The following is a 23,186-nucleotide window of genomic DNA, read 5'->3' on the forward strand; positions in this document are numbered from 1 at the left end:
ATTCGCTCTCAGACGAAGTGAAATGTCGATTCGTGGATGATGACCCATGTCGAATCGTCTGAGAGCGATTTTTGTCGAAGCCCTTTTTGGTTAAATTTATCGAATTTTGGGAATAGATGTTTCAGGAGGTGAAAGGATGAATTCCCTTAAAAGTCACTATGTTTTTTATTATCCTTTCAATTATCGACAGTATGATTTTGGAAAATTACAGCATGAATTAAAGCGCAACAAATTTTATCATTTTACAATCGATGAAGAAGAATTTAATGAAACACTTTATGGAGCCGATATTCAAGTTTCCCCCCAATTGCTAACACAATTCTTTTATCCTTTTATGGAAGAGAAATTATTGAATGATGATATTTCCGTACGAAACTTCAACCGCTACTCGAAAAAAATCCATTGCGAAGGAAAAATGAAGACGGCATTTGATGAAGTTCCCTTTACATTACTGAGTGCGGATATCAATCTGTGTCCATTCGGTATTGGGATTTTAGCATTGAGAATACAATTGGCAGATGATGTGGACATGAATGCCGCGTTATCATTCGGTCATTATTTTAGAGTGTTGCGGCCAAAAATTGAGGAAGAACTAGGCGCGGAAATTTATTACGACAATTTTATCTTTCATAATACCGATGAGCTATTATTAAAAAAAATTGCCCCGTTTTTAGAGAAGTATTTTATCGATTATTCATCTATTCACAAAAACATAAGCAAAATCCCGTTTTTCGAAGATGAGCGTATGTACGTCAATGCATTCTTTCATATGGAAGAAGACGCGGAAATCGATGAGGAACTATTGTTTCGGGCAGGACAGTTAAATGGACGCGATAATAATGGGGATCCGTATATTTCAAGTACAAATGAAGAATATATAAAACGTTTCGTCGAGGAACATTGCTACGAAAGATGGGCACCACAATTTCATATTATTACAACATTGCAAGGTCAAATTCACCTATCAACGATGGATGACAAAAGTATGTATAAATCCTTAAACAGCTTTCATTCGGTCTCTTATTACATATTTCTCATTCATTATTTCTATAAACTGATGCTGCTGAAACTGGTCTTTGAACATAGTGAACTGAAGTTTTCCAGGGATAAGGATATTGTAAAGGAATTAATTGAACAGATTACGAAGTTTGCATCGAGGTATTATTTTTCGGAAGTATCGGCACGTACAGAGGGAAAAGAAATCTCACATTATCTCCGGAAAGTCTTCCGGATCGACGGACTTTACCGAGAGACGAAGGAAACTCTTGAGGAACTGTACAGGATCCAGGAAGACCGTTCTACAGACCGTTTAAATAAACTGATCTTTATTTTAACGATTTTCAGTATGATTTCCGGCATATACGGAATGAATTTAGTGATTGAGATGCTGGCGGAGCCATTTAAATTATCCGAAATTTTTAGTTTTACTTTCTTTGAATGGACCGCACTAATACTGATGCTTATTGGCTTAATGACGCTGGCACTGCTTATTTTAAATCAGGTTTACAAATTTTCAACAAGCTATTACGGAAAAATAAATAGACGAAGACAACGCTAAAAGGGATATGGGAAAAGTCAATGGACTGTTCCCGTATCCCTCTTTTTTACTTTCACTAGACAAATAGAGTAATCTGTTCCCCGCTACGATCGACTTTCCAGTTTGAAGAAAGCATCGCGCGAATTTGCTGTTCAATGATCGGATCAACATGTAGTGATTGCAGACCGTTCCCTTCAGGCAAGAGTTCATACTGATCATCTGATATTTGAAAACGCATGCGCAGCAAGTTTCTCAAACCATTGATCGTTACAAATTTCACCTTATAGTTTCCTGCAAAAGCCTGTTCCATCTCTTCAGCCTGTTCATTCCATAAAGTTTTCAAACTCTCTGTATCGATATCATACGTTTCTTTTAATCGATGAAGTTCATCATTTTCAATATATTGTTTTATTTGTTCAAATGTATACGGATGGGTTTTCAGTAGTTCAATCGTATACGCTTCCATCATGGATATTGCCATTCGTTTTCCCTCTCAATCTTTCATCAATCCAATTATTAACTAGCCGTTTTTCGGGAAACGTTGCTCCCGTTCAAGCAATACGCCTTTTCTTGCATAGCCGAACTGCTCGTATAATACTTTCGGATCCTCTTGTTTTGTTAATAGTTTCTGAATTGCGTGGTAGCGCATATTAGTCGCGGTCACTTTAAATTGAAGCTGTTCGGACATCGCCTTAAAAATGCGCTCAATCGTTTTGACGGTGACCGGCTCCCCCATTTTATTGCCGACGCCGAGCCAAACATATGGTGACTGTTCCGTCAGCGGCATGAATTCAATTGTGTGGCGTTTATAGTCTTCTAGCAGTTCAAGCAGTTTTTTGGAACACTGCAAAATGCGGTAGCTTTTTGAAGCCAGTACGATCACTTCATGTTTTTCGGAGTTGATATGCTTCCATTCCATCCGTACAAGCTCTGCTGGTTTAATGCCAAGCTCCGCAACAGTAAATACAATGACCGTATTGCGTAATGCGAGCCATTCATGTTCCTCATTCAAGGCAATCTCATACTGCTTCGGCCAATAAGCTAATGCTCGATTGAATTGTTTTTCCTTCAGTACGTTCAGTTCCGTCTCCTCTTTAGTCAACGGGGCGATGATTTCTTCATTATATACGGAAATGACACCGCGCAGCTGCAAGAAAGTAAGAAAATGGCGAATGGATGCGAATTTGCGGTTGACTGAATTGAATGAAGGATACTTTTCCTGAATCGTTTTTGCATAAAGTTGCAGGGCTTCATTTATTCGATTCTCATGCTCAATAATCTCCGCGAATTGCTTTGCATCCAATGTATATTGTTTCGTCGTATGAAAAGATTTATTTAAGGACTTTAAGTAAGCAGTAAATGCCTTAACATACGGTTGGATTTTTTCCACATTTTTCGCCCCTTTCTTTTTATTGTATCATGCCAAGTGGTAAGATTTACATCGATTTGATACAGTAAATTGCTGAATATTCGTTAAATTTACTTGAACCAACCGGAATGCATGTTATTGTATATTTTTTCGTCTATAATGACTATGTATACATAGTTAAGGGGGATCATAAATGCAAGTACGTACGACTAGACTTGAAGCGGAAGAAGCGAAAATCATTTATCAGGAAACTGCGGGGCTCGCCATCATTACAATTCACCGCCCACAACTTAAAAATGCATTGACGGCGAATATGTGGGACCAGCTTGCCAAAATTGCACTGCGCACATTGGAAAATCCAAAAAACAAGGTGCTGTTATTGCGTGGTTCGGGCGAGAACTTTACGGCAGGCTCAGATATTAAAGAATTTAATTCGATTTCGCTGGAAAAAGCGGAAGAAGCTTTCGTGCATATGGAAAGAACGATTTCGACAATTGAAAACTTGCCGATTCCGGTAATCGGTGTCATTAACGGACCGGCAATGGGCGCTGGACTGGAGCTTGCCCTTGCCTGTGATATTCGCATCGGCTCGGACAAAGCTAAAATGGGGATTCCGGTCGGTAAGCTCGGTATTACATTGAACAATAAATTTGCCAAACGTTTAGTCGATTTGGTCGGCCCATCTGCAACAAAAGATTTTGTATTCACTGGACGCATGTATAAAGCAGAAGAAGCGTTTAAAGCCGGAATGCTCAATTATTTAGTTGCAGAGAAAGATTTGAACCGTTTTGCCATCCGTATGGGGAAACTTGTTGCCGGCATGTCTCCGGACTCCTTATTAGCAGTCAAACGTTCGGTTAAAGAATGTGTGGATTCAGCCCCTGCTTTATGGGAAGGTTCAACACCGTTTGTTTCCGAAAGAGACTTTTCTGAAGGTGTCCGTGCATTTGTTGAAAAACGCCAGCCGGTTTTCACAAGACAGCTTCCAAATCAATAAAAAAACTGCCTCCGATAAGCGGGGGCAGTTTTATTTATAAGTGCAGCAAACTGCCATTCCGTCATTCGCTTTAATTCGAGCAGATTATACAATGTCGTTTACTGATTTTAAGGCGACGCTTGTCAATTGCTGTTGAATTTTCCGGTGACTCATTTTCGTTGGTCTCAAAAGCGCATTTCGACAAAACGCTCTATTTCAACAAACCTTAATCAATAAAAATTTTTCCGGGGTTTAGAATATTGTTCGGATCAAATGCCCGTTTAATTTCTTTCATCCACATATAGGCAAGTCCATGTTCTTGCTGTTGGTATTTTTTCTTACCATAACCTACACCATGTTCCCCCGTGCATGTACCCCCAAGTGACAATGCGTATTCCACGACATGTTCATTCAGTTCTTTTGCTCTTGCAATCTCTTCTTTGCTGTCCATATCCACCATCAGCAAGATATGATAATTCCCGTCGCCTACATGACCGACAATCCCCGCGTCGATCTGCATGCTTTCAATTTTTTCACGGGAATTTAGAATTGCATCCGGCAATGAATTAATCGGAACGACAACATCTGTAGACATCAGTTTTTTTCCTGGCGCGGAATGAATATATGTATACGCCATATTATGACGAAGTTCCCATAAATGATTGCGTGCTCGTTCATCCTGCTCGAATGCCAGCTCGATACAGCCATTGTCGTTCAATAATTCGGTTGCAAAAATTACATCCGACTGCAAGCCTGCTTCATTACCGTGGAATTCCAAAAATAGTGTTGGCGTTTCAGGGAAATTTGTTCCCGAAGCACTGTTTACCTTTTCAATACTTTGTTTATCGACAAGTTCCATTCGGGCCATTGGTATACCGGCCTGCTTTAATGAGACAACAGCATCGACCGCCTGCTGAACTGTTTCAAATGTCGCGCGACCGGCCACAATTCTTTCCGGGATTCCGAAAACGCGTAATGTCAATTCAGTAATGACCCCGAGTGTCCCCTCGGAACCGACCATTAAACCATTCAAATGATAGCCTGAGGAAGATTTTGCGGCCAATCCCCCTGTATGAATTACATCCCCATTTGCCAACACCACTTCTAGATCACGCACTTGGTCACGCATAATGCCGTAGCGAACGGAAGTTGTTCCACTCGCATTTGTCGCAGCCATTCCCCCTAATGTCGCATCGGCACCCGGATCGACTGAAAAGAATAAGCCGTACTTTTTTAATTCTTTATTCAGCTGGCTGCGCGTTACACCTGGTTGAACCTTTACAAGAAAGTCCTCAGACCGTACTTCCAATACGGCATTCATAAGCGATAAATCCAGAGAGATTCCCCCTTGATACGGGATGACATGTCCTTCCAAACTTGTCCCAAGACCAAATGGTACTACTGGAATACGCTGTTCATTTGCTAATGTTAAAATTTTACTAACTTCCTGTGCCGTTTTCGGGTAGACGACAACATCCGGTAAATTCGGTTCATGATACGATTCATCTTTTCCGTGTTGTGTACGTAACACTTCATTTGTTGTCACTTGTTCATGTGATAAAATTTGTTTTAATTGTTCAATGTAATTCACTGTTTCTCCCCCTTGCTGTTTTCGATGGCCTGTTGCTAGTCCAAGCACTTAATAAATAGAATATACTAAATCGTCTAAAAATAGAAACTACTTATTTATTATACGATATTTTCCATATAAAAAAGCTGACTTATTACGCCAGCTTCTGTTATAGCTATTCATTTAATTCCTTTTATTTGTACATGAATCGTTTCGGGTTCAATACCGAAATGCAGGAAAAATTCCTGAGAAATTTCCTTTTGAAGTGCAAATAGAAATTCCGGGACTACATAGGCAACTGGTGACTTTAAGAACAGCGCAATTGTCATTTGAGGTATGCCGTCTGTTTGCATATTGGCTATTTCGAATTTCGCCAGTTTATCCTGCTTTTCAAGTACATGTTCCAACACATCGGTAAATACAGTACGGGAAATATAAACACTATTTTGATGAAAATCCGGCTGTACAATCGTCGTTTCACCGAGTTTCACTTGTGAAGAGGAGAAAATTTCCTTCCCTCGCTGAATTAAACGTTTGAAAAAGTTTTGTTCTACTTGGCGGTATGGAACTGGCATGACATGTTTGCCCTGAATTTCCCGCACATACTTGGCAATGCGAATTTCTTTTTCCGTACGGATATTCTGGACATAGTGAAATTCATCAATTTCTCCAAGCTGTAAACGAGCTGCAATTTTTTTCGTCATCTTGTCTGAAGTACCGATCAATAAAATGGACTTTACATGATGAGTGTGAATCGCCTCCAGTACTTCCGCTTTATGTAAGTCATCGTCCAAAATGGCGCGGCGCACTGCTTTTAAAGTATTTTTCTCAAATTTAGCCGATGTTCCTGCCGCTTTTTCCCCGTTTACAATTAATATCCCGTCATCCATAATGGCCTCAATGTTATTGTCATGCGCAAATTGCAAAGCACTTGTACTCTTTCCTGTACCACTTGGTCCGCTCAACGAATAGATTTTCATCCTACACCTCTTAATAATTTATTTTTCTGTGAATAATATTTCCCGGTACTTTTTATTGCTCTTCCACTCCGGATTCGTGCTTTATGTTGTGAATTAATTCTCTTTTCTGATTTCATCCCCATTATACGGGATCTGTATGATAAAATGGTGCTTACAATTGAAAGTTTTAAGGAGTGTTAAGATTGAATATCCAACCGTCTAAAAAAATGTCATTGTTTGTGCCGGCAATATTTGGTGACTTAAAAAAACATGCCAAATTGCAAGAGCAAAAAGGAACGGAACTGATCGATTTAAGTCTTGGGAGCCCTGATATCGCTCCGGCAGAGAAGTTGCGGAAAAAAATGTCCGAGCTTACTGCACTCTCTTCTTCTTACGGCTACACTTTAACGGGTATTCAAACATTCAATGAAGCGGTATGTCGTTATTACAAACGAGTCAACAATGTTGAGTTAGATCCGGAAACGGAAGTTGTACAAACAATTGGCTCACAGGAAGGGCTAGTCCATCTGCCGGTAGCATTCTGTGATCCAGGTGACATCGTACTGACTACAAACCCGGCATATGTTGCGTATGATGCAGGAATTCACTTGGCTGGTGCAACGCCTTATTATATGCCATTGACAAAGGAAAATCAGTATTTGCCGGATCTGTCAGCTATTCCAGAAGAAATTCGCCAAAAAGCTAAATTACTCATTTTAAATTTGCCGGGTAACCCGGTACCGGCCATGCCATCCATTGCGTATTTTGAAGAAGTTGTGGCATTCGCGAAAAAGTATAATATTATCGTTCTGCATGATGCGGCCTATTCTGAGTTCTACTTTAAAGGAGATGCTCCGATCAGCTTCCTTGCGACACCTGGTGCAAAAGAAGTCGGTCTGGAAATTAACTCGTTATCGAAAAGTTTCAGTTTGGCTGGGACTCGTATTGCCTACATAGTTGGAAATGCACAATTGGTCGGTATTATGAAACAGCTGAAGTCAAATTTGGATTTCGGTATTTTCGAACCGATTCAGCAAGTAGCTGCATTAGCATTGGATAATGCAGAAGAAGTTACAAATGTACTGAGAGAAACGTTTTCTGTCCGTCATAAAACGCTTATGGAAGGCTTAACATCAATCGGCTGGGAAGTTGCACCGAGCGATGGCGGGATGTTCGTCTGGGCAAAATATCCGTATGATATTAAATGTATCGATTTTGCTTATAAAGCAATCGAACAGGCAGGTGTTGTCATGGTACCAGGCACGGTATTTGGCACAGCTGGTGAAGGCTATATGCGTCTTGCACTCGTACAACCTGTGGAAAAGCTTCAAGAAGCGGTTAAACGACTATCATCAATCAAATTCTAAAGGAAAGGCGCTGCTGAATGTAATTATCAGCAGCGCCTTTTTGTTTATTCAATGGCGCTATACGTAATAACACCTTGTTCTTCGATTGCCACTCCATCCAAAAATACAACAGTTGTCTGTAAGATGAGCTCCTCATCTTTCCCGCATACCCAGCGCTCGTCCGGAATGATCTCAAACGGAATGATTTCACCGTCTTTTGAACGGATCCCGCCAACTAGCTGAAACGAGTGTTTTCCAAGTATCGAAAATTCGCCGTCCAATTCTTCACAAAGTACTTTTAATGAAATGTAATCGATTTGATGCTCTTCTGTATGTGCTGTCACATAAACAGAACCATTTAATATGTCACCTTCTACAAGTTCTGTTTTTTCGATAACGGTTTCAACTTTTACGCCATTTTCTTCTACTGATGTTAGCCATTTGCTTAACATGTATTCTCCTCCAGTTAAATATGTAATTGATGATCGATTTTAAAAAAGGGAGCATGTTAAAAGTTTTTCTTTTAACATACCCCATCTTTACAATTTCCTGTTTTTCTTATTTCAATTCTTCATACAGATTCGTCTCGTCTGATTGGAAACGATTGTAGCGTTGTTTAAAGAGTCGATACGTATGTGAAATGAGAACTTTAATTAAAGCATAACCAGGAATACCTAGCACGACACCTGGAACTCCAAATAAAGAGCCAGCTGTTAATAATACAAAAATAATCGTAATAGGATGGATACTTAATGATTTACCCATAATCTGAGGGGAAATAAACTTCCCTTCGATTAATTGTACAATTGTCCATACAATTGCTAACTTTACTAACAGCCAAGGCGAATTTACAATCGCAATAATTGCGGCAGGTGTTGCTGCAATCGCTGGTCCCAAATATGGAACAACACTTGTAATCATCGCCAGGAAGCCAAGCAATAAAGCATAAGGCATTCCGATAATTAAAAAGCCGATTGTCATCATAACACCAATACAAAACGATACTAAAATCTGGCCTTGTATGTAGGAGCTGATTTGCTTGTCCATATCATGCAGCACTTCTCCGATTTGCTCACGCATGCGTGGCGGGAACAGGAATAAAATGAAGCGCGGCATTTTATCGCCTTCGTATAATAAGTAAAATGTAATAAACGGTACAATGACAAGCGATAAAATGATACCTGTAACGGTTGATAGGAAACCTGTTATTCCACTAGCCACACCAGTAGCTAAACTGCCTAAAGTTACCTTGACCGTCGTTATAAAGCTGTCTGTAAAATCCGTTAAAATCTGATTGTAGTCAAAGTTGATTTTTTCAAAATACTCGCTGAAATGAGAGTTATTTAAAAATGCCAATAAATCATTCGCGAGTGCCATTAAAACTACAGGGAATTCTTGTACTAAGTTTGTAAACTGATCACGTAAAAACGGGAAAACAAGTAAGACCAGTAAAGTAATCAATGCGATTACTACTATATACAAAATCAGAATCGCCAATGCGCGCGGCACTTTCCATCTTACTAGAAGCTTCAATGGAGGGCGTAATAAGTAAAACAAGATGACACCTAATACCCCGGGTAATATGATGACTTCGAATAATACATGTAACGGTTCGAATATAAAAGAAATTTTATCGTAAACGAATACCGTACAGCCAACTAATAAGATGATCACTAATAAGAATAATAAATTTTTACCACCTAAAAATCGAATAAATTTAGAAGAGAAAAATTTAGACGTTTCCTGGGGTAATGAATTTACTTTATTCATTTCATTCTTTCTCTGCAAAAGACCACCTCAATATTTCAACAATATTTAATTTATAACTTATTTTATCATGAAAAACCTTCATACATATAATGCTTACTCGTTTAAATTTAAAAAATCATGCAAAATTTGAGAATTTTTCTCTACATCTATTTCGAGTACTTCCCCTGCATGTCGGTACTTATTAATTTTATACGTTCCTTCAGCTGGAATTGTCATTTTTTCAACATTGATTTCCCCGCCTGATACTGCTTTTAATGCAGTTGTCAGTTGGTCTTTGCTCGTTAAGTCTGTTGTGATATATCCTTGTGTCGCACCGATAAATTTAGGGATGTTTGCAATATTTTTTGGTGAAAACAACTGATCTTTTAATGCTTCAATAACCTTCTGCTGACGCGCTACACGTCCGAAGTCTCCTTCAGCATCGCTACGGAAACGGGCATAGCCGAGCAGTTCTTTACCATTCAGGTTTTGAAGGCCTTTTTTAATTTCCACATAGATTAAACCGCCCATGTCTTTTTCAACATCCATTTCAATACCGTTTGGAGCTAAAATATCGATCAATGTTTCAAAGCTTTTAAAATCAATCATGGCATAATGGTGGATCGGGATATCAAACATATTATTTAACGTTTCCTGAAGTAACGGTACCCCACCTAAATAATAGGCCGTATTCAGTTTATAGGATTGATAACCAGGTATTTCCGCATAAATATCACGCATAAAGGAAACGAGCTTCATATCATTCGTTTTTCGGTTCCATGAAAGCACCATCATCGTATCGGAACGCGATTTTTCCTCGCCTCGAGTATCAACACCTAAAATTAAATAATTTTCTATAGTCGGATGATTATCATCTGGTTCAAAGTCTTCTACTTCTATTTTATTGTCACTTGCCATTTCCTTCCCTTTATTAAACTGGACATATCCATATCCAATTACACTTAAAAGCAAAAGAAAAATGACTACGAATATTACCCGGCCTTTACGCATTTTTTTCTTTTGATAGCGGGTTTGACGTGTCTGTTCTTCCATTCCTACAACTTCCTTTCTATTTCTGTGAAGTTTAGACGATTTACATTAAATTTAGTTGCAAATTACTTATAGTATACCATTTTATGCACATTTTCTTCCTAACTAATGATATGTCCGCATATCTTTTTTCTTTATTTTTATTACGAAGCTTACTATTATATGCTATTAAAAGTTTAATAAATTGAATGTCATTCTTATCCATGTTAGAATACATCATATTTACTTTATTGAAGTAAAGTGTTGGTTTACTGGTTTATAAGGAGTGATATGAAATGGAAAAGGCAACATTTGCAGGTGGTTGTTTTTGGTGTATGGTCAAACCTTTTGATCAATGGGAAGGCATCGAAAAAGTAACAAGCGGTTATACAGGCGGCCATGTGGAAAACCCTACATATGAAGATGTAAAACGTGGAGACTCTGGTCATGTGGAAGCAGTGGAAATTGAATTTAACCCAGAGATTTTCAGCTATGAAAAGCTATTGGATATATATTGGATGCAAATTGATCCAACAGATGCTGGTGGTCAGTTCCACGATCGCGGTGAATCTTATAAGACCGTTATTTTTACGCATAACGAAGAACAATATGCGGCTGCATTGCAGTCGAAGAAAAACCTGGCGGAAAGCGGCCGATTCAAAAAGCCGATAGTAACTGAAATTAAACCGGCAGAAACTTTTTGGCCAGCAGAAGATTACCATCAGGATTATTACAAAAAAGAAGAAGCACATTACAAGCAAGACCGTGACAAATCCGGTCGTGATGAGTTTATTAACACCCATTGGAAAGAAAGTTAATCTTTCTGCATAAAAGGAACGTACCATTCGATATTTCGAGCGGTACGTTCCTTTTTCGTAAAATTATGAACAAGATTAAATGAAGATTTCATTGAAAGCTTTGTAAATGAATTTTTTATAAATCGTCTCGGGAAAGTCCTCTACGCCATTTTTTGCGAAGATGATATCACGCTTTGCGGCAACTGCATCTTTTTCATAATACGAAGCTAATGCCCGTACAGCAAAGAACTGATAATATTTAGCTAAATCAATGGGATGGTGTAAATAGTCAGGAATGGTTAAAGCAGCACCGATTTGGAGTGCTTTCGAGTAGTTTTGTAATTTAAATTCCGCATACATTTCTTCACCGACGAAGATTGGGTTTTTAAACAAAAATAAATAATCCTGCAGCTTAGTTTTGTAATGTTCGATTTCCGGTACGATTTGGGCATATTTCTTTTCAACAATGTTCATATAGTGCAGTTTACTGTATAAATACCTGACCGAAATTGCCGGATCATCAGCAAACTCAGATAAAAGCATTAATTTTTCTATGTACTCTTTACTTTTGTTAATATTCTCATTCGCAATGGATTGAATAAACAACAAATGATAAAAGCGGTCCATCCGATAAAATATTTGCTTCTTTTTTGCCATTTCCAATGCCTTTTGTAAATAATGATCCGACATTTTAACATCATCAGCTGCCGAGTAGGAAATCGTTAAATTGTAATACAGATCAAGGATGACCATCGGATCCATCATCAATTCATATGGTTCGATCCGTTTTTCCCCTTGCTTTAATATAGCTAATGTTTCACTGTAATTGCGCTGATCTATTGCAGCCTGGCATAAATAAAAATAACAGCGAAGCATTCGGCTATACGCATGAATTTCCTCATATTGATCGATAAACTTCCAATATTCGTCGAGGGATTTCGCTTTATTAATCGTACGATTCATTAAGAAATAAACTTCTCTTAAGCGAATTTGTTCATAGTTTGTGCCTTGTATTTCCGGTAAATAAGGTTCGATTTTTTCGATTATTTTAATCGTAAGTGATTGGAGTTCTTCAGGGTCGCGGATGAGCTTTCTACGCTCTACATCTTCTTCGATTGCTGTATACAAGTTTCTGAGCATTGTCAGTGTCCCGTCATCCAATAGATAATCGACATCGACATTTAATCTTTTCGCAATAAAATGTAGACTTTCCATTGAAGGCTGAGCTTTACCATTTTCGATTAAACTTAGCATACCTTTCGTTAAACGTTCCCCTACTAACTCGGTCTGAGTTAATTTTTTCTGTTTTCTCAGCTTTTTTATGCGTTCTCCTAGTATATTCAATATTTCACCTACACTTCTTAACTGAATATTCTTATTAAACTATGAATACAGAATTTTTACAATATCTTAACTTAAAGTTTAATGATTTAAACCGTAAAATAGTTAAAAAAGAATGTACTGCACATGGCAATACATTCCTTTAGTATAGTGAGATAGCAAATTCAATGAGTAAATTGAATTTAATCACTGAAAGTATTTTTTTAGAACATACTGGATTTTTTTATGAAAAGTTTAATTTTGAGCAATTGTTAATACTGTAATTATTTAACATTCTATTAAGTGTTAGCAATAATCGCCTCAATAAATGTTTTACCGTATTTCTCCAATTTGCTCTCCCCTACACCGCTAACTTCTAAAAATTGAGTACTGTTTTTAGGTTTACGAACACACATATCCTTTAACGATTTATCGGAGAAAACTACAAAAGGCGGAACTTTTTCCCGATCGGCAATTTCTTTGCGTATTTTACGAAGAATTTCAAATAGAGGATCATTTGGCTCTACTGTCGATTCAATAATACGTGCTTCTTTACGCAATACCTTTTTTTGTCCAAGCAGTACTTCTTTACCTTCATCGGAAATGGATAACGTCGGGAACTGGCCATTATTTACGACGATCAGCTTTTCAGAAATTAAAAACTCGATGAAGCTGGCAATTTCTTTCGCATTCATAGCACGTAAAATACCGTAAGTGGGCAGCTTTTGGAAATTGAATTCAAGTACTTTTTTACTGCGTGACCCAGCCAATACCGAAGCAGTTAACTGTTTCCCGAATTTTTGGCCCATTCGTACGATACATGACAATACTTTTTGTGCATCAGTTGTTACATCCAGCTGAGGACGATTATCTGTACAATTCGCACATTTCCCGCAATCTTGACCTGCCTCATCACCAAAATACTCAATAATATAACTTTGAAGACAGCGCTCTGTATGACAGTAATCGATCATCGCATGCAGCTTTTGCAGTTCAAATGGAATTCGAGAACGATCTTGTGCCTGATCGATTAAAAAACGCTGTGTTTGTTCGTCGGAAGAGCTGTATAGTAATATACATTCACTATCCAGTCCATCACGCCCAGCACGTCCTGCCTCCTGATAATAACTCTCCATATTGCGTGGCATGTTATAATGCAGCACATAGCGTACATTGGTCTTATTTATTCCCATACCAAAAGCATTTGTTGCGACCATTATTTGAACTTCATCATTTAAAAAGCGATTTTGTTCATATGTACGGTCTTCTTCAAACATACCACCATGATATTTCGCTACGGCAAAACCTGCTTTGTTCAGCATCTCATAGACCGCTTCGACGGATTTTCGAGTAGCTGCATAAATAATGCCTGCTTCATTTTCATTTGCTTTCACATATTTCTTTATATAGGCTTCTTTGTTTTCCCCAAGCAACACCGAAAATGTTAAATTTTCACGTGCAAAACCGGTTATAAAAGTATTTTCCTTTTCAATGGAAAGAAGCTGTTGGATATCTGCACTTACCTCTTCAGTAGCAGTGGCTGTCAATGCAATAACAGTCGGTTTCTTCTTCCATAAATGCAACAGCTGCTGGATAGACCGGTAACTTGGACGGAAATCATGCCCCCACTGTGAAATACAATGTGCTTCATCAATAGCTAATAACGGCACATTTATTTGGGAAAGTTCCATACAAAATCGCTCATTTTCAAGTCTTTCCGGAGCAATGTAAAGCAATTTGATTTTACCGCTTTGTACACCATACATAACGTCTTGTACTTCTTCATAACTAAGTGAACTGTTAATGTAAGCAGCTGAAATCCCGCTCGACACAAGCATGTCTACCTGGTCTTTCATTAGAGAAATCAATGGTGAAATAACAAGTGTCGTACCTTCCATACATAAAGCTGGAATTTGATAGCAAAGTGATTTCCCTCCACCCGTTGGCATAATAACAAGGGTATCTTGGTTATTTAACACATTATCGATAATTTGGGTTTGACCAGGACGGAAAGAGTCATAACCAAAGTTTGTTTTTAAATGTTGTAATGCTAGTGAAATCATAATCCCTCCTAAATAACTTCAATTTCTCTATTATACATGCAAATAAAAGTTCGTAAAAGGGAGTTTAGTTTACATAATATAGTTATTGAGTTATTTACTCTAATACATTGAATAGATTTTCGATGATATGTCCCCTATTTTCAATAATTTCGACATATAAAAATAGAACCCTTTCTTTATCTAAAAACAATTTATTTGCATTATTTTATGGTTTGGTTTATTTCTTAGTGGCCTATTTTTGTATATAAATTTCTAATATATAGTGTCGGATAATATGTAAAGTTTTAAAAAGGGGTTATATAACTGTTCCAATTAGGCAGTCGTTCTGTAGGGTATTTCTAATAAAATTCTAAAAGTTCTAATATAAATTTAATTGTTCTAATAAAAGTCGGATCTTCTAATATATCAACGTGTTATTCAAATAAATAGACTGAATGTTCTAATAATGTAGAGGGGTCTTCTAATATCACTCCCCCATCTTCTAATAAAGCACTGAATTGTTCTAATAAAAATCAAAGTTAAGTTCTTCCCTAGTAACTCATCTGTCAGAAGCAGTGATCTGCACTATATTTTCTAATATCGTGTCAAAATGTTCTAATATCTTCCCGGCTTCTTCTAATAAGCCCCTCCGATTTTCTAATAAAACCTCAAAACATTAATATAGTTAACTATAATCAGATTATGTAAACTAAATCCCCTTCATCATAAAAAGAAGTGACTGAACGATTCAGACACTCCTCCATTATACTGATTTCTTTTGCCTTTGCATTCTGATAATCGAAAGTGACATAAAAGCGAATAATATGACGATAATCCACTTCGTAACATAATGCTTACCGGTCACATCATACACAATGCCGATGATAAGTGGAACAATCGCACTCATCATAAAACCGCCCGACAATACCATGGAGCTCCATTCATTTGCTTCGGCTTTATTTTTTGCTTCATCCAAAGGAAGCATTAACCCGATCGGGAATAATCCGCTAAGTACAAAACCGAAAACTACCGCGCTCACCCAAATTGCCCAAACTTCATTGATAAAAAATACAGCCGAACCGAATAGCCCCACCATAATTAAACTATGCAGCCATATGATTCGGTTGGGGTAACGATTAATGAAAGACGGAATCAGTAAATTCCCTGACAGCTGTACGATGGTCATCAATGTTAAGACAGAACCAGCCGTTAACAAGGCCATCCCCTGTTCCAGCGCTACGGAAGTGAGCCATGTCGTCAAACTGAAAAACAGTGACGTTTGGAAACCGAAAAATAAAAGAATCGACCAGGCTACTTTATTTTTCCATGGATTTCGCCTCTCCACGGTCTGAGAACTAATACTAGATGTACCACCTGAATCCTTCACGACAGTAAACCAGCTGATCAGCGCGATAATGGCCAATACACCCCATATTCCTAATGCAAGTGACCAATTTCCGTCGAATGTCTTATATATAATAGCCGTGAAACCGGCACTTAATGTAGCCCCGAACCCCATCGCAAAGGAATAGACACCAATGACCGGTTCCATTTTTGTCGGAAACATTTCTTTTATATAGGCATTAATAATCGGACTGATGATCGCAATCGCAAATCCTGCCAAGAAACTCGTTATAATGAGTGCACTATAATTCGAAAATACAATTCTTGCCGCCGTAGCAAGACCGATCAAGGCGATTAAAATGGTGACCGACTAGCGATACCCGTACTTTTTTTGTATCGGTACTGCCAAAGGAGCAAACAGGCCCATACAAAATACCGGGATTGAGGTCAGTAAACTCATATGGGTACTCGAAACTTGTAAAGCTTCCCTTATTGTCGATAGAATTGGACCGACAGACGTAATAGCCGGACGCAGATTGATGGAAACAAGTATAATCGAAAAAATAATGAAAACAGATTTTCCTTTTGATAATTGCTTCATATTTCGTTCCTCGTTTCTCTTTTAATAACTCCATCGTAAAACGGATGAAAATGTATGACCATTAAATGATTTTGCTTTATAAGATTCGTTTATTTCCGATGCGCTGTTATTTAATTTAAGAATAAGACATGCTATAATAGAAACATTGTGTGCAAAAGAGAATTCTCTTTTTTAAGCAATCGAAAATACAAAGAAACAATTCAAGGAGGTACTTGCATGATTCAAGTATCAGGTGTAGGTCTACGTTATGGTGACCGTAAATTATTTGACGATGTAAATATTAAATTCACTCCAGGTAACTGTTATGGTCTAATCGGAGCAAACGGTGCTGGTAAATCGACATTCTTAAAAATCTTATCTGGTGACATCGAGGCACAAGAAGGCCACGTATCAATGGGTAAAGATGAGCGTCTTTCAGTATTAAAGCAAAACCACTTCGAATACGATGAATTCAACGTATTGGATACAGTTGTAATGGGTAACAAACGTCTTTGGGAAGTAAAAGCTGAAAAAGATGCAATCTACATGAAACCTGAAATGACAGACGAAGATGGTATGCGTGCTGCTGAGCTTGAAGGCGAATTCGCTGACATGAACGGTTGGGAAGCAGAATCTGATGCTGCCACTCTTTTAAACGGACTAGGTATCGGCGATGACATGCACTACATGATGATGACTGACTTGGAAGGTTCAGACAAAGTAAAAGTATTACTTGCGCAAGCTTTATTCGGTAAGCCGGACGTATTACTACTGGATGAGCCTACCAACCACTTGGACTTAAAAGCGATTAAATGGTTGGAAGAGTTCTTAATTAATTTTGAAAACACAGTAATCGTTGTATCCCATGACCGTCACTTCTTAAATAAAGTATGTACACATATCGCAGACTTAGACTTCGGTAAAATCAAACTTTATGTAGGTAACTACGATTTCTGGTATGAGTCTTCACAATTAGCTCAAAAGTTAATGGCTGACCAAAATGCGAAAAAAGAAGAAAAAATTAAAGAATTAAAAGACTTCATTGCTCGTTTCTCTGCAAACGCGTCGAAATCTTCTCAAGCAACTTCTCGTAAAAAAATGCTTGATAAAATCGAGCTGGATGACATTCAACCATCTAGCCGTAAATATCCATTCATCAACTTCCAAATCGGCCGTGAAATCGGTAATGACGTATTAACAGTTGATGGGTTAACAGCTTCACAAGATGGCGAAATTTTATTCAAAGATATGCGCTTCTCTATGAACAAAGAAGACAAAATTATCCTTTTAGGTTCTCCAAATGCAAAATCTGCATTAATGGACATTTTAATGGATCGTCAAAAGGCTGATGCCGGCACGTACAAATGGGGTGTTACAACATCTCAAAGCTATTTCGAAATGGATCATGACCAATACTTCGGCGGTAACGAAAAAACCCTTGTTGACTGGTTACGTCCGTATTCTCCTGAAGATGAAACAGAAAGCTTCCTACGTGGTTTCCTAGGCCGTATGTTATTCTCTGGTGAAGAAGTGAAGAAATCTCCGGCAGTATTATCCGGTGGTGAAAAAGTGCGCTGTATGCTTTCTAAAATGATGCTTTCAAACTCGAACGTATTATTATTGGATGAGCCAACAAACCACTTAGACCTTGAGTCAATCCAAGCATTGAATGAAGGCTTAATCCGCTTCAAAGGTGCGATGATCTTTACATCACATGACCACCAATTCATTCAAACAATCGCAAACCGCGTAATCGAAATCCGTGAAGACGGTTCTATTTTAGATAAACCATTAACATATGATGAGTATCTAGAGTGGAAAGATGCACAAGGTTTAAGCTAATAAACGAAAAAGAAGGAGGCAGTTATTCTGCCCTCCTTCTTTTTATTTTGAACGTTATTCGGTAATCGTATTTTTATAAATGTCGAGTAGTTCATGCAATTGCTTTTTCTTTTTTTCATCAGCCTTTAATTGATCCAGTTTTTCTATATATTGTGTAATGGAATAACGGGAAAGGACCGGTAAATCAAACGTTTGCACAAGCAGATCAAAGAATATTTGCTGTTCATCCGACAAATAGATCGTAAGCGGGTAATCCTCAGTGAAAACATATTGTCCTTTAGTATTTCTACCGATTTGTGGTGCATAATCCGGTAAGGAAAATGATAATTCAGGTTGCGGCACCAGTGCCTCAACAATTTCCCCATCATTCATCGACCACATTTTGTCAAATTTATATTCCCATGTGAAGTTTGCAGCCATTCGGTAACGCGCTTCGGTCCAGCCTTTATTATACCGACGATTTGTATCAAGCCCGATATTTTGTTCCTTCATTCGTTTTAAAAGTAATTTATACTCTTCCTTCACTAACAAATAATCATCGATATATGCAGATAATGAAATATCCAAATTCTTCAGTAGATCATCCATATATTTTTTAAAATAAGGATTTTCCATTTGCTCTGTTAGAGACTTATCAAGCTGTTCACGTGCTTTAATACGTGCTGTTTCATCTATTTCTATATCGAAATCCTGCTTCAAATAATTAAATAACCCATAGATCTCCCCTACTTCTTCATTTGCCATTCGATAAGCAAACGATTTATTAGGAATATTTTCATCCAAGTGATAATTTTCATATTCAAACAACTGTAATGTAATACCCTTATGCTTCCGCAGCTTGCTGGGATTAAATGAAGGTATTTCATTATACTGATAATGTAACTCTCCCCCTAGTTCCCAATCTATGCTCCGCTCCGCGATTTCAAAGAGTTTCAGCAAATCATTCACAACTGCCGGATCTTCATTTCCTGCAGCTGTTTCTTGCTCAATTGCATTTTGATACTGTTTGAAATTATACCTTGCCAATTCCTGAAAGTTGTTCTTTTTTTCTATCAGGTAAATCAAACGGGTTTGTTCTTCTGTTAACCGATGCCGGTTAAAATCTTCTGAAGCGAGAATAATTTCTCCAGCCTGATTTTTAGCGAAATCAAGATAATAAGTAGAAACTGTAAAAGGCAAATCTAAATCAGTCCCAGTAGGATCAATATGAATAAATTCACTTACAGCTAAATATTCCTGATAATCAAAAGATATTCCCAACTTCTTTGCATACCAGTCTTCCTGATCGCCTTTTGGATAGATTGTACCCGAATTAAACATATTCCTTTCTAAAATTTCATGTTCTTTATTAACGAGTAAATACTCCTCGATATAGTCCTGCTTGGTAATTTCAAGCTCTTGGAACATCTTCTCAAAATATTGTTTTAATAGTGGATTTTGCATATCATATGTAACTTGCTCATCTAAAATTTTCAGCTGTAATTGGCGCTTTTCATCGCTTAACGTAGTATTTTGCTGTTGTAAATAATCGATCAGTGCATATTTAGAGATCGCTTCACTTAGTGCAGAAGACTTTACCGCTTCTTTTGATCGTATATTTCCATCTCGGTAGAATTTCTCATATTGATTAATTTTTAAATATGTCTCGAATAGGGGTTTTTTATTATCTTGACTTTCCGCAAGAACGTTCACTTGTTCATCGGTTTCTTTACTTTGCTTTTTCTCATAAAACGTTGCAAACAAACCAGCTAATATTAAAATAATAATAATTCCCCATGTTAATATTCTTTTTTTCTTAATACTTAAACTATGTACTTTTCGTATTGGAATCTCAACCTTCCTTCAGTTTTCCCTAAATTATATCACTATATGTAAATATTTGTAATGCAAAAGAAAAAGCCGCGTAAATGAATACGCAGCTTCGGAATTTGTACAATTATAATTTGATTACATTAGATGCTTGTGGTCCGCGGTTGCCATCTACAACTTCGAATTCCACTTGTTGTCCTTCTTCCAATGTTTTGAAACCTTCACCTTGAATTGCAGAGAAGTGTACGAATACATCGTTTTCTCCTTCTACCTCGATGAAGCCAAAACCTTTTTCTGAGTTAAACCATTTTACTGTACCTTGTTTCATCAATAAATACCTCCAAAAATAAAAGTTAACAATTAAAAAACCAAATAAAAAAACACATATTACAAGAGTACCGATCCACTAACTCGATTACTGTTTGTAATATGTGAAGCCATTGTATTCGGTCAATCTTTCAATTGTTAAATATAGTATATATATCATAATTATGACTGTCAATTACCATTTGGTAAATTAAGCAAATTTTCAATCAAATGTAGTTATTATTGTGTAATCGCTTCTGGTGTCAAAACAATTATACCGTGATAAATTTGGGCATCGTCATCACACGCTTCACAAAATTCACATTCATCCTCAGACCAAAATGCATAAAATCGTTCATTTTTATGTGCTTCAAACTCATATTTGTTTCGAAATTGAGTAAGCAAATGATTCAATGCCATTTGGAATTGATGTTCTGTATCATATTGATCTGTTGATACGATATACTCTTCCCAACCGTCAAATTGCCACCAAGGCTCATAATCCGCCTTCATATAAATAATTTTATACATATACATTATCCTTTCTTTCTCTATATTTTATACACTTTTGTCTGTGATGTCTAATAATGCTTATTATATTAGGGGAAGAATGGAAATCAAAATAATTGTGCTGCTTTCCAAATCATTTTACTTTTTAATAGAGCCAAAACTTGTTACGATTAATAAAAAGCCGCCATTTCTATTTCGGTTGAAATATTTGGTATGTAATAATTAATTCTGTTGATTATTCTGCAATATAGTAAGTAAAATTGAAACTTTTTTACGTTTCATACGTATCAATAGTATCGAGTAAAGGAGGTATGAAAATGCTTGGTCCTATAAATTTTCTAACACGGCATCTAATTAATGTATTAGTTTTTTCCACAGCAGTAACACTTACGTTTGTTAATTTTACCGGAATGACAACGATGCTGGCATTACCTCTTGGAGCAGCAGCATATTTCATCAGCAATAAAGTAACTTACGCTATTCAGAAAACGACACAGAGTAAAAAAATTGGGCTTTCCAAATCGGAATACAATTTAATCGAAGCACAATTAAAACAGGCCCGTTCACATATTCAGGCATTAAATCAGCAATATGTCCGAGTGCGTTCGGTACGTTCGTTCAAGCAAATCAATGAAATGCAAAAACTGGCAAAACGCATTATCAATATTGTACAGACAAATCCACACAAATTTTATGCAGTGGAAGATTTCTTCTATGCACACTTGCCGTCAGCCGTACAGCTGTCCGATAAATACACGTTACTGACAAAAGAGCAGGTGCCTGGTACTGAAGTGCATTTAGCATTGGAAGATACACGCAGAACTTTAAAAGAACTGCAAATTACGATGGAATCAGATTTGAAAAGTGCTTTATCTTCGGATATCGAAAACTTGAAAATCGAACTCGACTTTGCAAAATTGTCGAATGAAAAGCGTAAAGATCGATTAAAAATCGGCGGTGAGTAACAAATGAATATGACAAATAATCCATTTGATGCCTTTACAGCGAGTGAAAACGTTGACTTGCAAGTAAGTAAAGAACAATTTGCGGTGAATGTTGCAAACAATGCAGCCTCACCGCTTTTCGCATCATTATCCAATGATATGAAACAACGGGCATTGCAACTGGCCCAAAATTTAGAGCCCAAAAATTATGAAACCGTTCTGGCATTTGGATTGCCGGCACAAGAAGCATTGAAAAAGTTCACGACCCAGATGCTGCAGTATATTCAGCGCAAAGATGTACGGAAAGTCGGTGAAGTATTATCCGATTTGATGCAGCACTTGGAAATGATTGACCCGGATGCTTTAATCGAACAGGAAAAAGGTTTTTTTGCTAAACTGTTCAGTCGTTCCACACAGTCTATTCAAGAAATTATGACCCATTACAATAAGTTGAGTAAACGGATTGACCGCTTAAGTATTCAACTGGAATATAACCAAAATGCATTATTAAACGATTATCAGTTTTTGAATAAACTGTATGCGATCAATGAAGATTATTTCCAGGAAATCAATGTTTATATTGCAACACTGGAAATAAAAAAACAGCATATGCGCGATGTTGTGTTACCTGCACTTCAAAAAGAAATTGTAGAAGGACAAAATCCATTTAAACAGCATGAATTGAAAGATATTGAAATGCAAATCGAATGGATTGACCGCCGTATGTATGACCTGGAACTGTCCCGTGAAGTGGCAATCCAGTATGCCCCGCAAATCCGGATGATTCAGCAAACAAATCAAATGCTGATCGAAAAAATTCAAAGTTCGATTATGACGACGATTCCTTTATGGCAGTCGCAAATAGCGATGTTATTAAATATGAACAATCAGCGTCGAGCAATACGTTCCCAAGAGCGTCTGATGGATGCATCGGAACAATTAATGCGTAAGAACGGCAAAATGCTGGAAGTGTCCAAAAAAGCGGCAAACCGTCCAGCATTATCCCATAGTGATATTGACCGCTTTAAACAGACCCAAATGCAATTGCTGCACGATATTGAGGATACATTACGGGTGCACGTTGAAACAGACGAAAAGCGTCACGCAATCGAACATACAATCTTAGAGCAAAAATAAAAAGGTGTGCGAAAAAGCCA

General features: G+C 37.4%; 21 protein-coding genes. 7 read left to right on the forward strand and 14 right to left on the reverse strand.

Features of this window, described 5'->3' with window-relative positions; all coding sequences use genetic code 11:
- Window positions 1-136: 136 nt before the first annotated feature.
- Window positions 137-1,558: a sugar phosphate isomerase gene (locus tag MKY51_RS08365; RefSeq protein ID WP_339176458.1), complete on the forward strand. Its 1,422-nt coding sequence runs from the start codon at window positions 137-139 to the stop codon at window positions 1,556-1,558.
- A gap of 55 nt (window positions 1,559-1,613) precedes the next feature.
- Here MKY51_RS08365 and MKY51_RS08370 read toward each other — a convergent pair whose 3' ends face one another.
- Window positions 1,614-2,018, reverse strand: coding sequence for a hypothetical protein (locus tag MKY51_RS08370; RefSeq protein ID WP_339176460.1), 405 nt, complete (start codon window positions 2,016-2,018; stop codon window positions 1,614-1,616).
- Between the two features lie 39 nt (window positions 2,019-2,057).
- Window positions 2,058-2,927, reverse strand: a complete 870-nt coding sequence (locus tag MKY51_RS08375) for a tyrosine-type recombinase/integrase (RefSeq protein ID WP_339176462.1) — start codon at window positions 2,925-2,927, stop codon at window positions 2,058-2,060.
- Window positions 2,928-3,099: 172 nt separating this feature from the next.
- Between MKY51_RS08375 and MKY51_RS08380 the strand changes: the two genes are divergently transcribed.
- Window positions 3,100-3,903 carry an enoyl-CoA hydratase-related protein gene (locus tag MKY51_RS08380; RefSeq protein ID WP_339176463.1) on the forward strand — a complete coding sequence of 268 codons (804 nt, stop codon included), beginning with the start codon at window positions 3,100-3,102 and terminating at the stop codon, window positions 3,901-3,903.
- Window positions 3,904-4,108: 205 nt separating this feature from the next.
- Here the strand turns inward: MKY51_RS08380 and MKY51_RS08385 are convergent, their stop codons facing one another.
- Entirely contained in the window at window positions 4,109-5,473 is a 1,365-nt protein-coding gene (locus MKY51_RS08385; RefSeq protein WP_339176464.1) for an FAD-linked oxidase C-terminal domain-containing protein, read from the reverse strand.
- A gap of 158 nt (window positions 5,474-5,631) precedes the next feature.
- Window positions 5,632-6,432, reverse strand: a complete 801-nt coding sequence (locus MKY51_RS08390; RefSeq protein WP_339176465.1) for a hypothetical protein — start codon at window positions 6,430-6,432, stop codon at window positions 5,632-5,634.
- 182 nt (window positions 6,433-6,614) lie between these two features.
- Between MKY51_RS08390 and MKY51_RS08395 the strand changes: the two genes are divergently transcribed.
- Complete coding sequence (locus MKY51_RS08395; RefSeq protein WP_339176466.1) at window positions 6,615-7,778, forward strand: aminotransferase class I/II-fold pyridoxal phosphate-dependent enzyme; 1,164 nt, start codon at window positions 6,615-6,617, stop codon at window positions 7,776-7,778.
- A 44-nt stretch (window positions 7,779-7,822) separates the two neighbouring features.
- Here the strand turns inward: MKY51_RS08395 and MKY51_RS08400 are convergent, their stop codons facing one another.
- The 3 genes from MKY51_RS08400 to MKY51_RS08410 all read right to left on the reverse strand — a co-directional run bounded on the left by MKY51_RS08400 (window position 7,823) and on the right by MKY51_RS08410 (window position 10,559).
- Window positions 7,823-8,209, reverse strand: a complete 387-nt coding sequence (locus MKY51_RS08400) for a sporulation protein (protein ID WP_339176468.1) — start codon at window positions 8,207-8,209, stop codon at window positions 7,823-7,825.
- Window positions 8,210-8,315: 106 nt separating this feature from the next.
- Entirely contained in the window at window positions 8,316-9,527 is a 1,212-nt protein-coding gene (locus MKY51_RS08405; protein ID WP_339176469.1) for an AI-2E family transporter, read from the reverse strand.
- Window positions 9,528-9,620: 93 nt separating this feature from the next.
- The gene (locus MKY51_RS08410) at window positions 9,621-10,559 is read right to left on the reverse strand and encodes an LCP family protein (RefSeq protein WP_339176470.1); all 939 of its coding nucleotides are present in this window, start codon (window positions 10,557-10,559) and stop codon (window positions 9,621-9,623) included.
- 272 nt (window positions 10,560-10,831) lie between these two features.
- Here MKY51_RS08410 and msrA point away from each other — a divergent pair, with 272 nt between their 5' ends.
- Window positions 10,832-11,353: a peptide-methionine (S)-S-oxide reductase MsrA gene (gene msrA / locus MKY51_RS08415; RefSeq protein ID WP_339176471.1), complete on the forward strand. Its 522-nt coding sequence runs from the start codon at window positions 10,832-10,834 to the stop codon at window positions 11,351-11,353.
- A gap of 75 nt (window positions 11,354-11,428) precedes the next feature.
- On the opposite strand, the gene MKY51_RS08420 is transcribed toward msrA, so the two are convergent.
- The 4 genes from MKY51_RS08420 to MKY51_RS08435 all read right to left on the reverse strand — a co-directional run bounded on the left by MKY51_RS08420 (window position 11,429) and on the right by MKY51_RS08435 (window position 16,639).
- A complete protein-coding gene (locus tag MKY51_RS08420) occupies window positions 11,429-12,676 on the reverse strand; it encodes a helix-turn-helix domain-containing protein (RefSeq protein ID WP_339176472.1) in 1,248 nt (415 codons plus the stop codon).
- Window positions 12,677-12,951: 275 nt separating this feature from the next.
- Window positions 12,952-14,715: a DNA helicase RecQ gene (gene recQ / locus MKY51_RS08425; protein WP_339176474.1), complete on the reverse strand. Its 1,764-nt coding sequence runs from the start codon at window positions 14,713-14,715 to the stop codon at window positions 12,952-12,954.
- A 742-nt stretch (window positions 14,716-15,457) separates the two neighbouring features.
- Window positions 15,458-16,387, reverse strand: coding sequence for an MFS transporter (locus MKY51_RS08430; RefSeq protein WP_339176476.1), 930 nt, complete (start codon window positions 16,385-16,387; stop codon window positions 15,458-15,460).
- Window positions 16,388-16,408: 21 nt separating this feature from the next.
- On the reverse strand, window positions 16,409-16,639 hold the full coding sequence (locus MKY51_RS08435; protein ID WP_339176478.1) for a hypothetical protein: 231 nt from the start codon (window positions 16,637-16,639) through the stop codon (window positions 16,409-16,411).
- Window positions 16,640-16,855: 216 nt separating this feature from the next.
- On the opposite strand from MKY51_RS08435, the gene MKY51_RS08440 reads away from it, so the two are divergent.
- The gene (locus tag MKY51_RS08440; protein ID WP_339176479.1) at window positions 16,856-18,460 is read left to right on the forward strand and encodes an ABC-F family ATP-binding cassette domain-containing protein; all 1,605 of its coding nucleotides are present in this window, start codon (window positions 16,856-16,858) and stop codon (window positions 18,458-18,460) included.
- Window positions 18,461-18,514: 54 nt separating this feature from the next.
- On the opposite strand, the gene MKY51_RS08445 is transcribed toward MKY51_RS08440, so the two are convergent.
- From MKY51_RS08445 to MKY51_RS08455, 3 genes are all read right to left on the reverse strand, one after another.
- A complete protein-coding gene (locus MKY51_RS08445) occupies window positions 18,515-20,203 on the reverse strand; it encodes a hypothetical protein (protein ID WP_339176480.1) in 1,689 nt (562 codons plus the stop codon).
- 193 nt (window positions 20,204-20,396) lie between these two features.
- Window positions 20,397-20,597 carry a cold-shock protein gene (locus MKY51_RS08450; RefSeq protein WP_079526785.1) on the reverse strand — a complete coding sequence of 67 codons (201 nt, stop codon included), beginning with the start codon at window positions 20,595-20,597 and terminating at the stop codon, window positions 20,397-20,399.
- 218 nt (window positions 20,598-20,815) lie between these two features.
- Window positions 20,816-21,106, reverse strand: coding sequence for a DUF1033 family protein (locus tag MKY51_RS08455; RefSeq protein ID WP_339176481.1), 291 nt, complete (start codon window positions 21,104-21,106; stop codon window positions 20,816-20,818).
- A 296-nt stretch (window positions 21,107-21,402) separates the two neighbouring features.
- Here MKY51_RS08455 and MKY51_RS08460 point away from each other — a divergent pair, with 296 nt between their 5' ends.
- Both MKY51_RS08460 and MKY51_RS08465 read left to right on the forward strand, forming a co-directional pair.
- On the forward strand, window positions 21,403-22,050 hold the full coding sequence (locus tag MKY51_RS08460; RefSeq protein WP_339176482.1) for a 5-bromo-4-chloroindolyl phosphate hydrolysis family protein: 648 nt from the start codon (window positions 21,403-21,405) through the stop codon (window positions 22,048-22,050).
- Between the two features lie 3 nt (window positions 22,051-22,053).
- On the forward strand, window positions 22,054-23,166 hold the full coding sequence (locus MKY51_RS08465; RefSeq protein ID WP_339176484.1) for a toxic anion resistance protein: 1,113 nt from the start codon (window positions 22,054-22,056) through the stop codon (window positions 23,164-23,166).
- Window positions 23,167-23,186 lie beyond the last annotated feature (20 nt).

The sequence above is a fragment of the Solibacillus sp. FSL R5-0691 genome (genome assembly GCF_037974225.1).
Classification (GTDB): Bacteria; Bacillota; Bacilli; order Bacillales_A; family Planococcaceae; genus Solibacillus.

What these genes read in the sequence shown, in the direction of transcription:
- MKY51_RS08365 (WP_339176458.1), top strand. Translation starts at nt 137, where the DNA reads ATGAATTCCCTTAAAAGTCACTATGTTTTTTATTATCCTTTCAATTAT.
- MKY51_RS08370 (WP_339176460.1), bottom strand. Translation starts at nt 2,018, where the DNA reads ATGGCAATATCCATGATGGAAGCGTATACGATTGAACTACTGAAAACC.
- MKY51_RS08380 (WP_339176463.1), top strand. Translation starts at nt 3,100, where the DNA reads ATGCAAGTACGTACGACTAGACTTGAAGCGGAAGAAGCGAAAATCATT.
- MKY51_RS08390 (WP_339176465.1), bottom strand. Translation starts at nt 6,432, where the DNA reads ATGAAAATCTATTCGTTGAGCGGACCAAGTGGTACAGGAAAGAGTACA.
- MKY51_RS08400 (WP_339176468.1), bottom strand. Translation starts at nt 8,209, where the DNA reads ATGTTAAGCAAATGGCTAACATCAGTAGAAGAAAATGGCGTAAAAGTT.
- MKY51_RS08405 (WP_339176469.1), bottom strand. Translation starts at nt 9,527, where the DNA reads ATGAATAAAGTAAATTCATTACCCCAGGAAACGTCTAAATTTTTCTCT.
- MKY51_RS08410 (WP_339176470.1), bottom strand. Translation starts at nt 10,559, where the DNA reads ATGGAAGAACAGACACGTCAAACCCGCTATCAAAAGAAAAAAATGCGT.
- msrA (WP_339176471.1), top strand. Translation starts at nt 10,832, where the DNA reads ATGGAAAAGGCAACATTTGCAGGTGGTTGTTTTTGGTGTATGGTCAAA.
- recQ (WP_339176474.1), bottom strand. Translation starts at nt 14,715, where the DNA reads ATGATTTCACTAGCATTACAACATTTAAAAACAAACTTTGGTTATGAC.
- MKY51_RS08435 (WP_339176478.1), bottom strand. Translation starts at nt 16,639, where the DNA reads ATGAAGCAATTATCAAAAGGAAAATCTGTTTTCATTATTTTTTCGATT.
- MKY51_RS08440 (WP_339176479.1), top strand. Translation starts at nt 16,856, where the DNA reads ATGATTCAAGTATCAGGTGTAGGTCTACGTTATGGTGACCGTAAATTA.
- MKY51_RS08450 (WP_079526785.1), bottom strand. Translation starts at nt 20,597, where the DNA reads ATGAAACAAGGTACAGTAAAATGGTTTAACTCAGAAAAAGGTTTTGGC.
- MKY51_RS08455 (WP_339176481.1), bottom strand. Translation starts at nt 21,106, where the DNA reads ATGTATAAAATTATTTATATGAAGGCGGATTATGAGCCTTGGTGGCAA.
- MKY51_RS08460 (WP_339176482.1), top strand. Translation starts at nt 21,403, where the DNA reads ATGCTTGGTCCTATAAATTTTCTAACACGGCATCTAATTAATGTATTA.
- MKY51_RS08465 (WP_339176484.1), top strand. Translation starts at nt 22,054, where the DNA reads ATGAATATGACAAATAATCCATTTGATGCCTTTACAGCGAGTGAAAAC.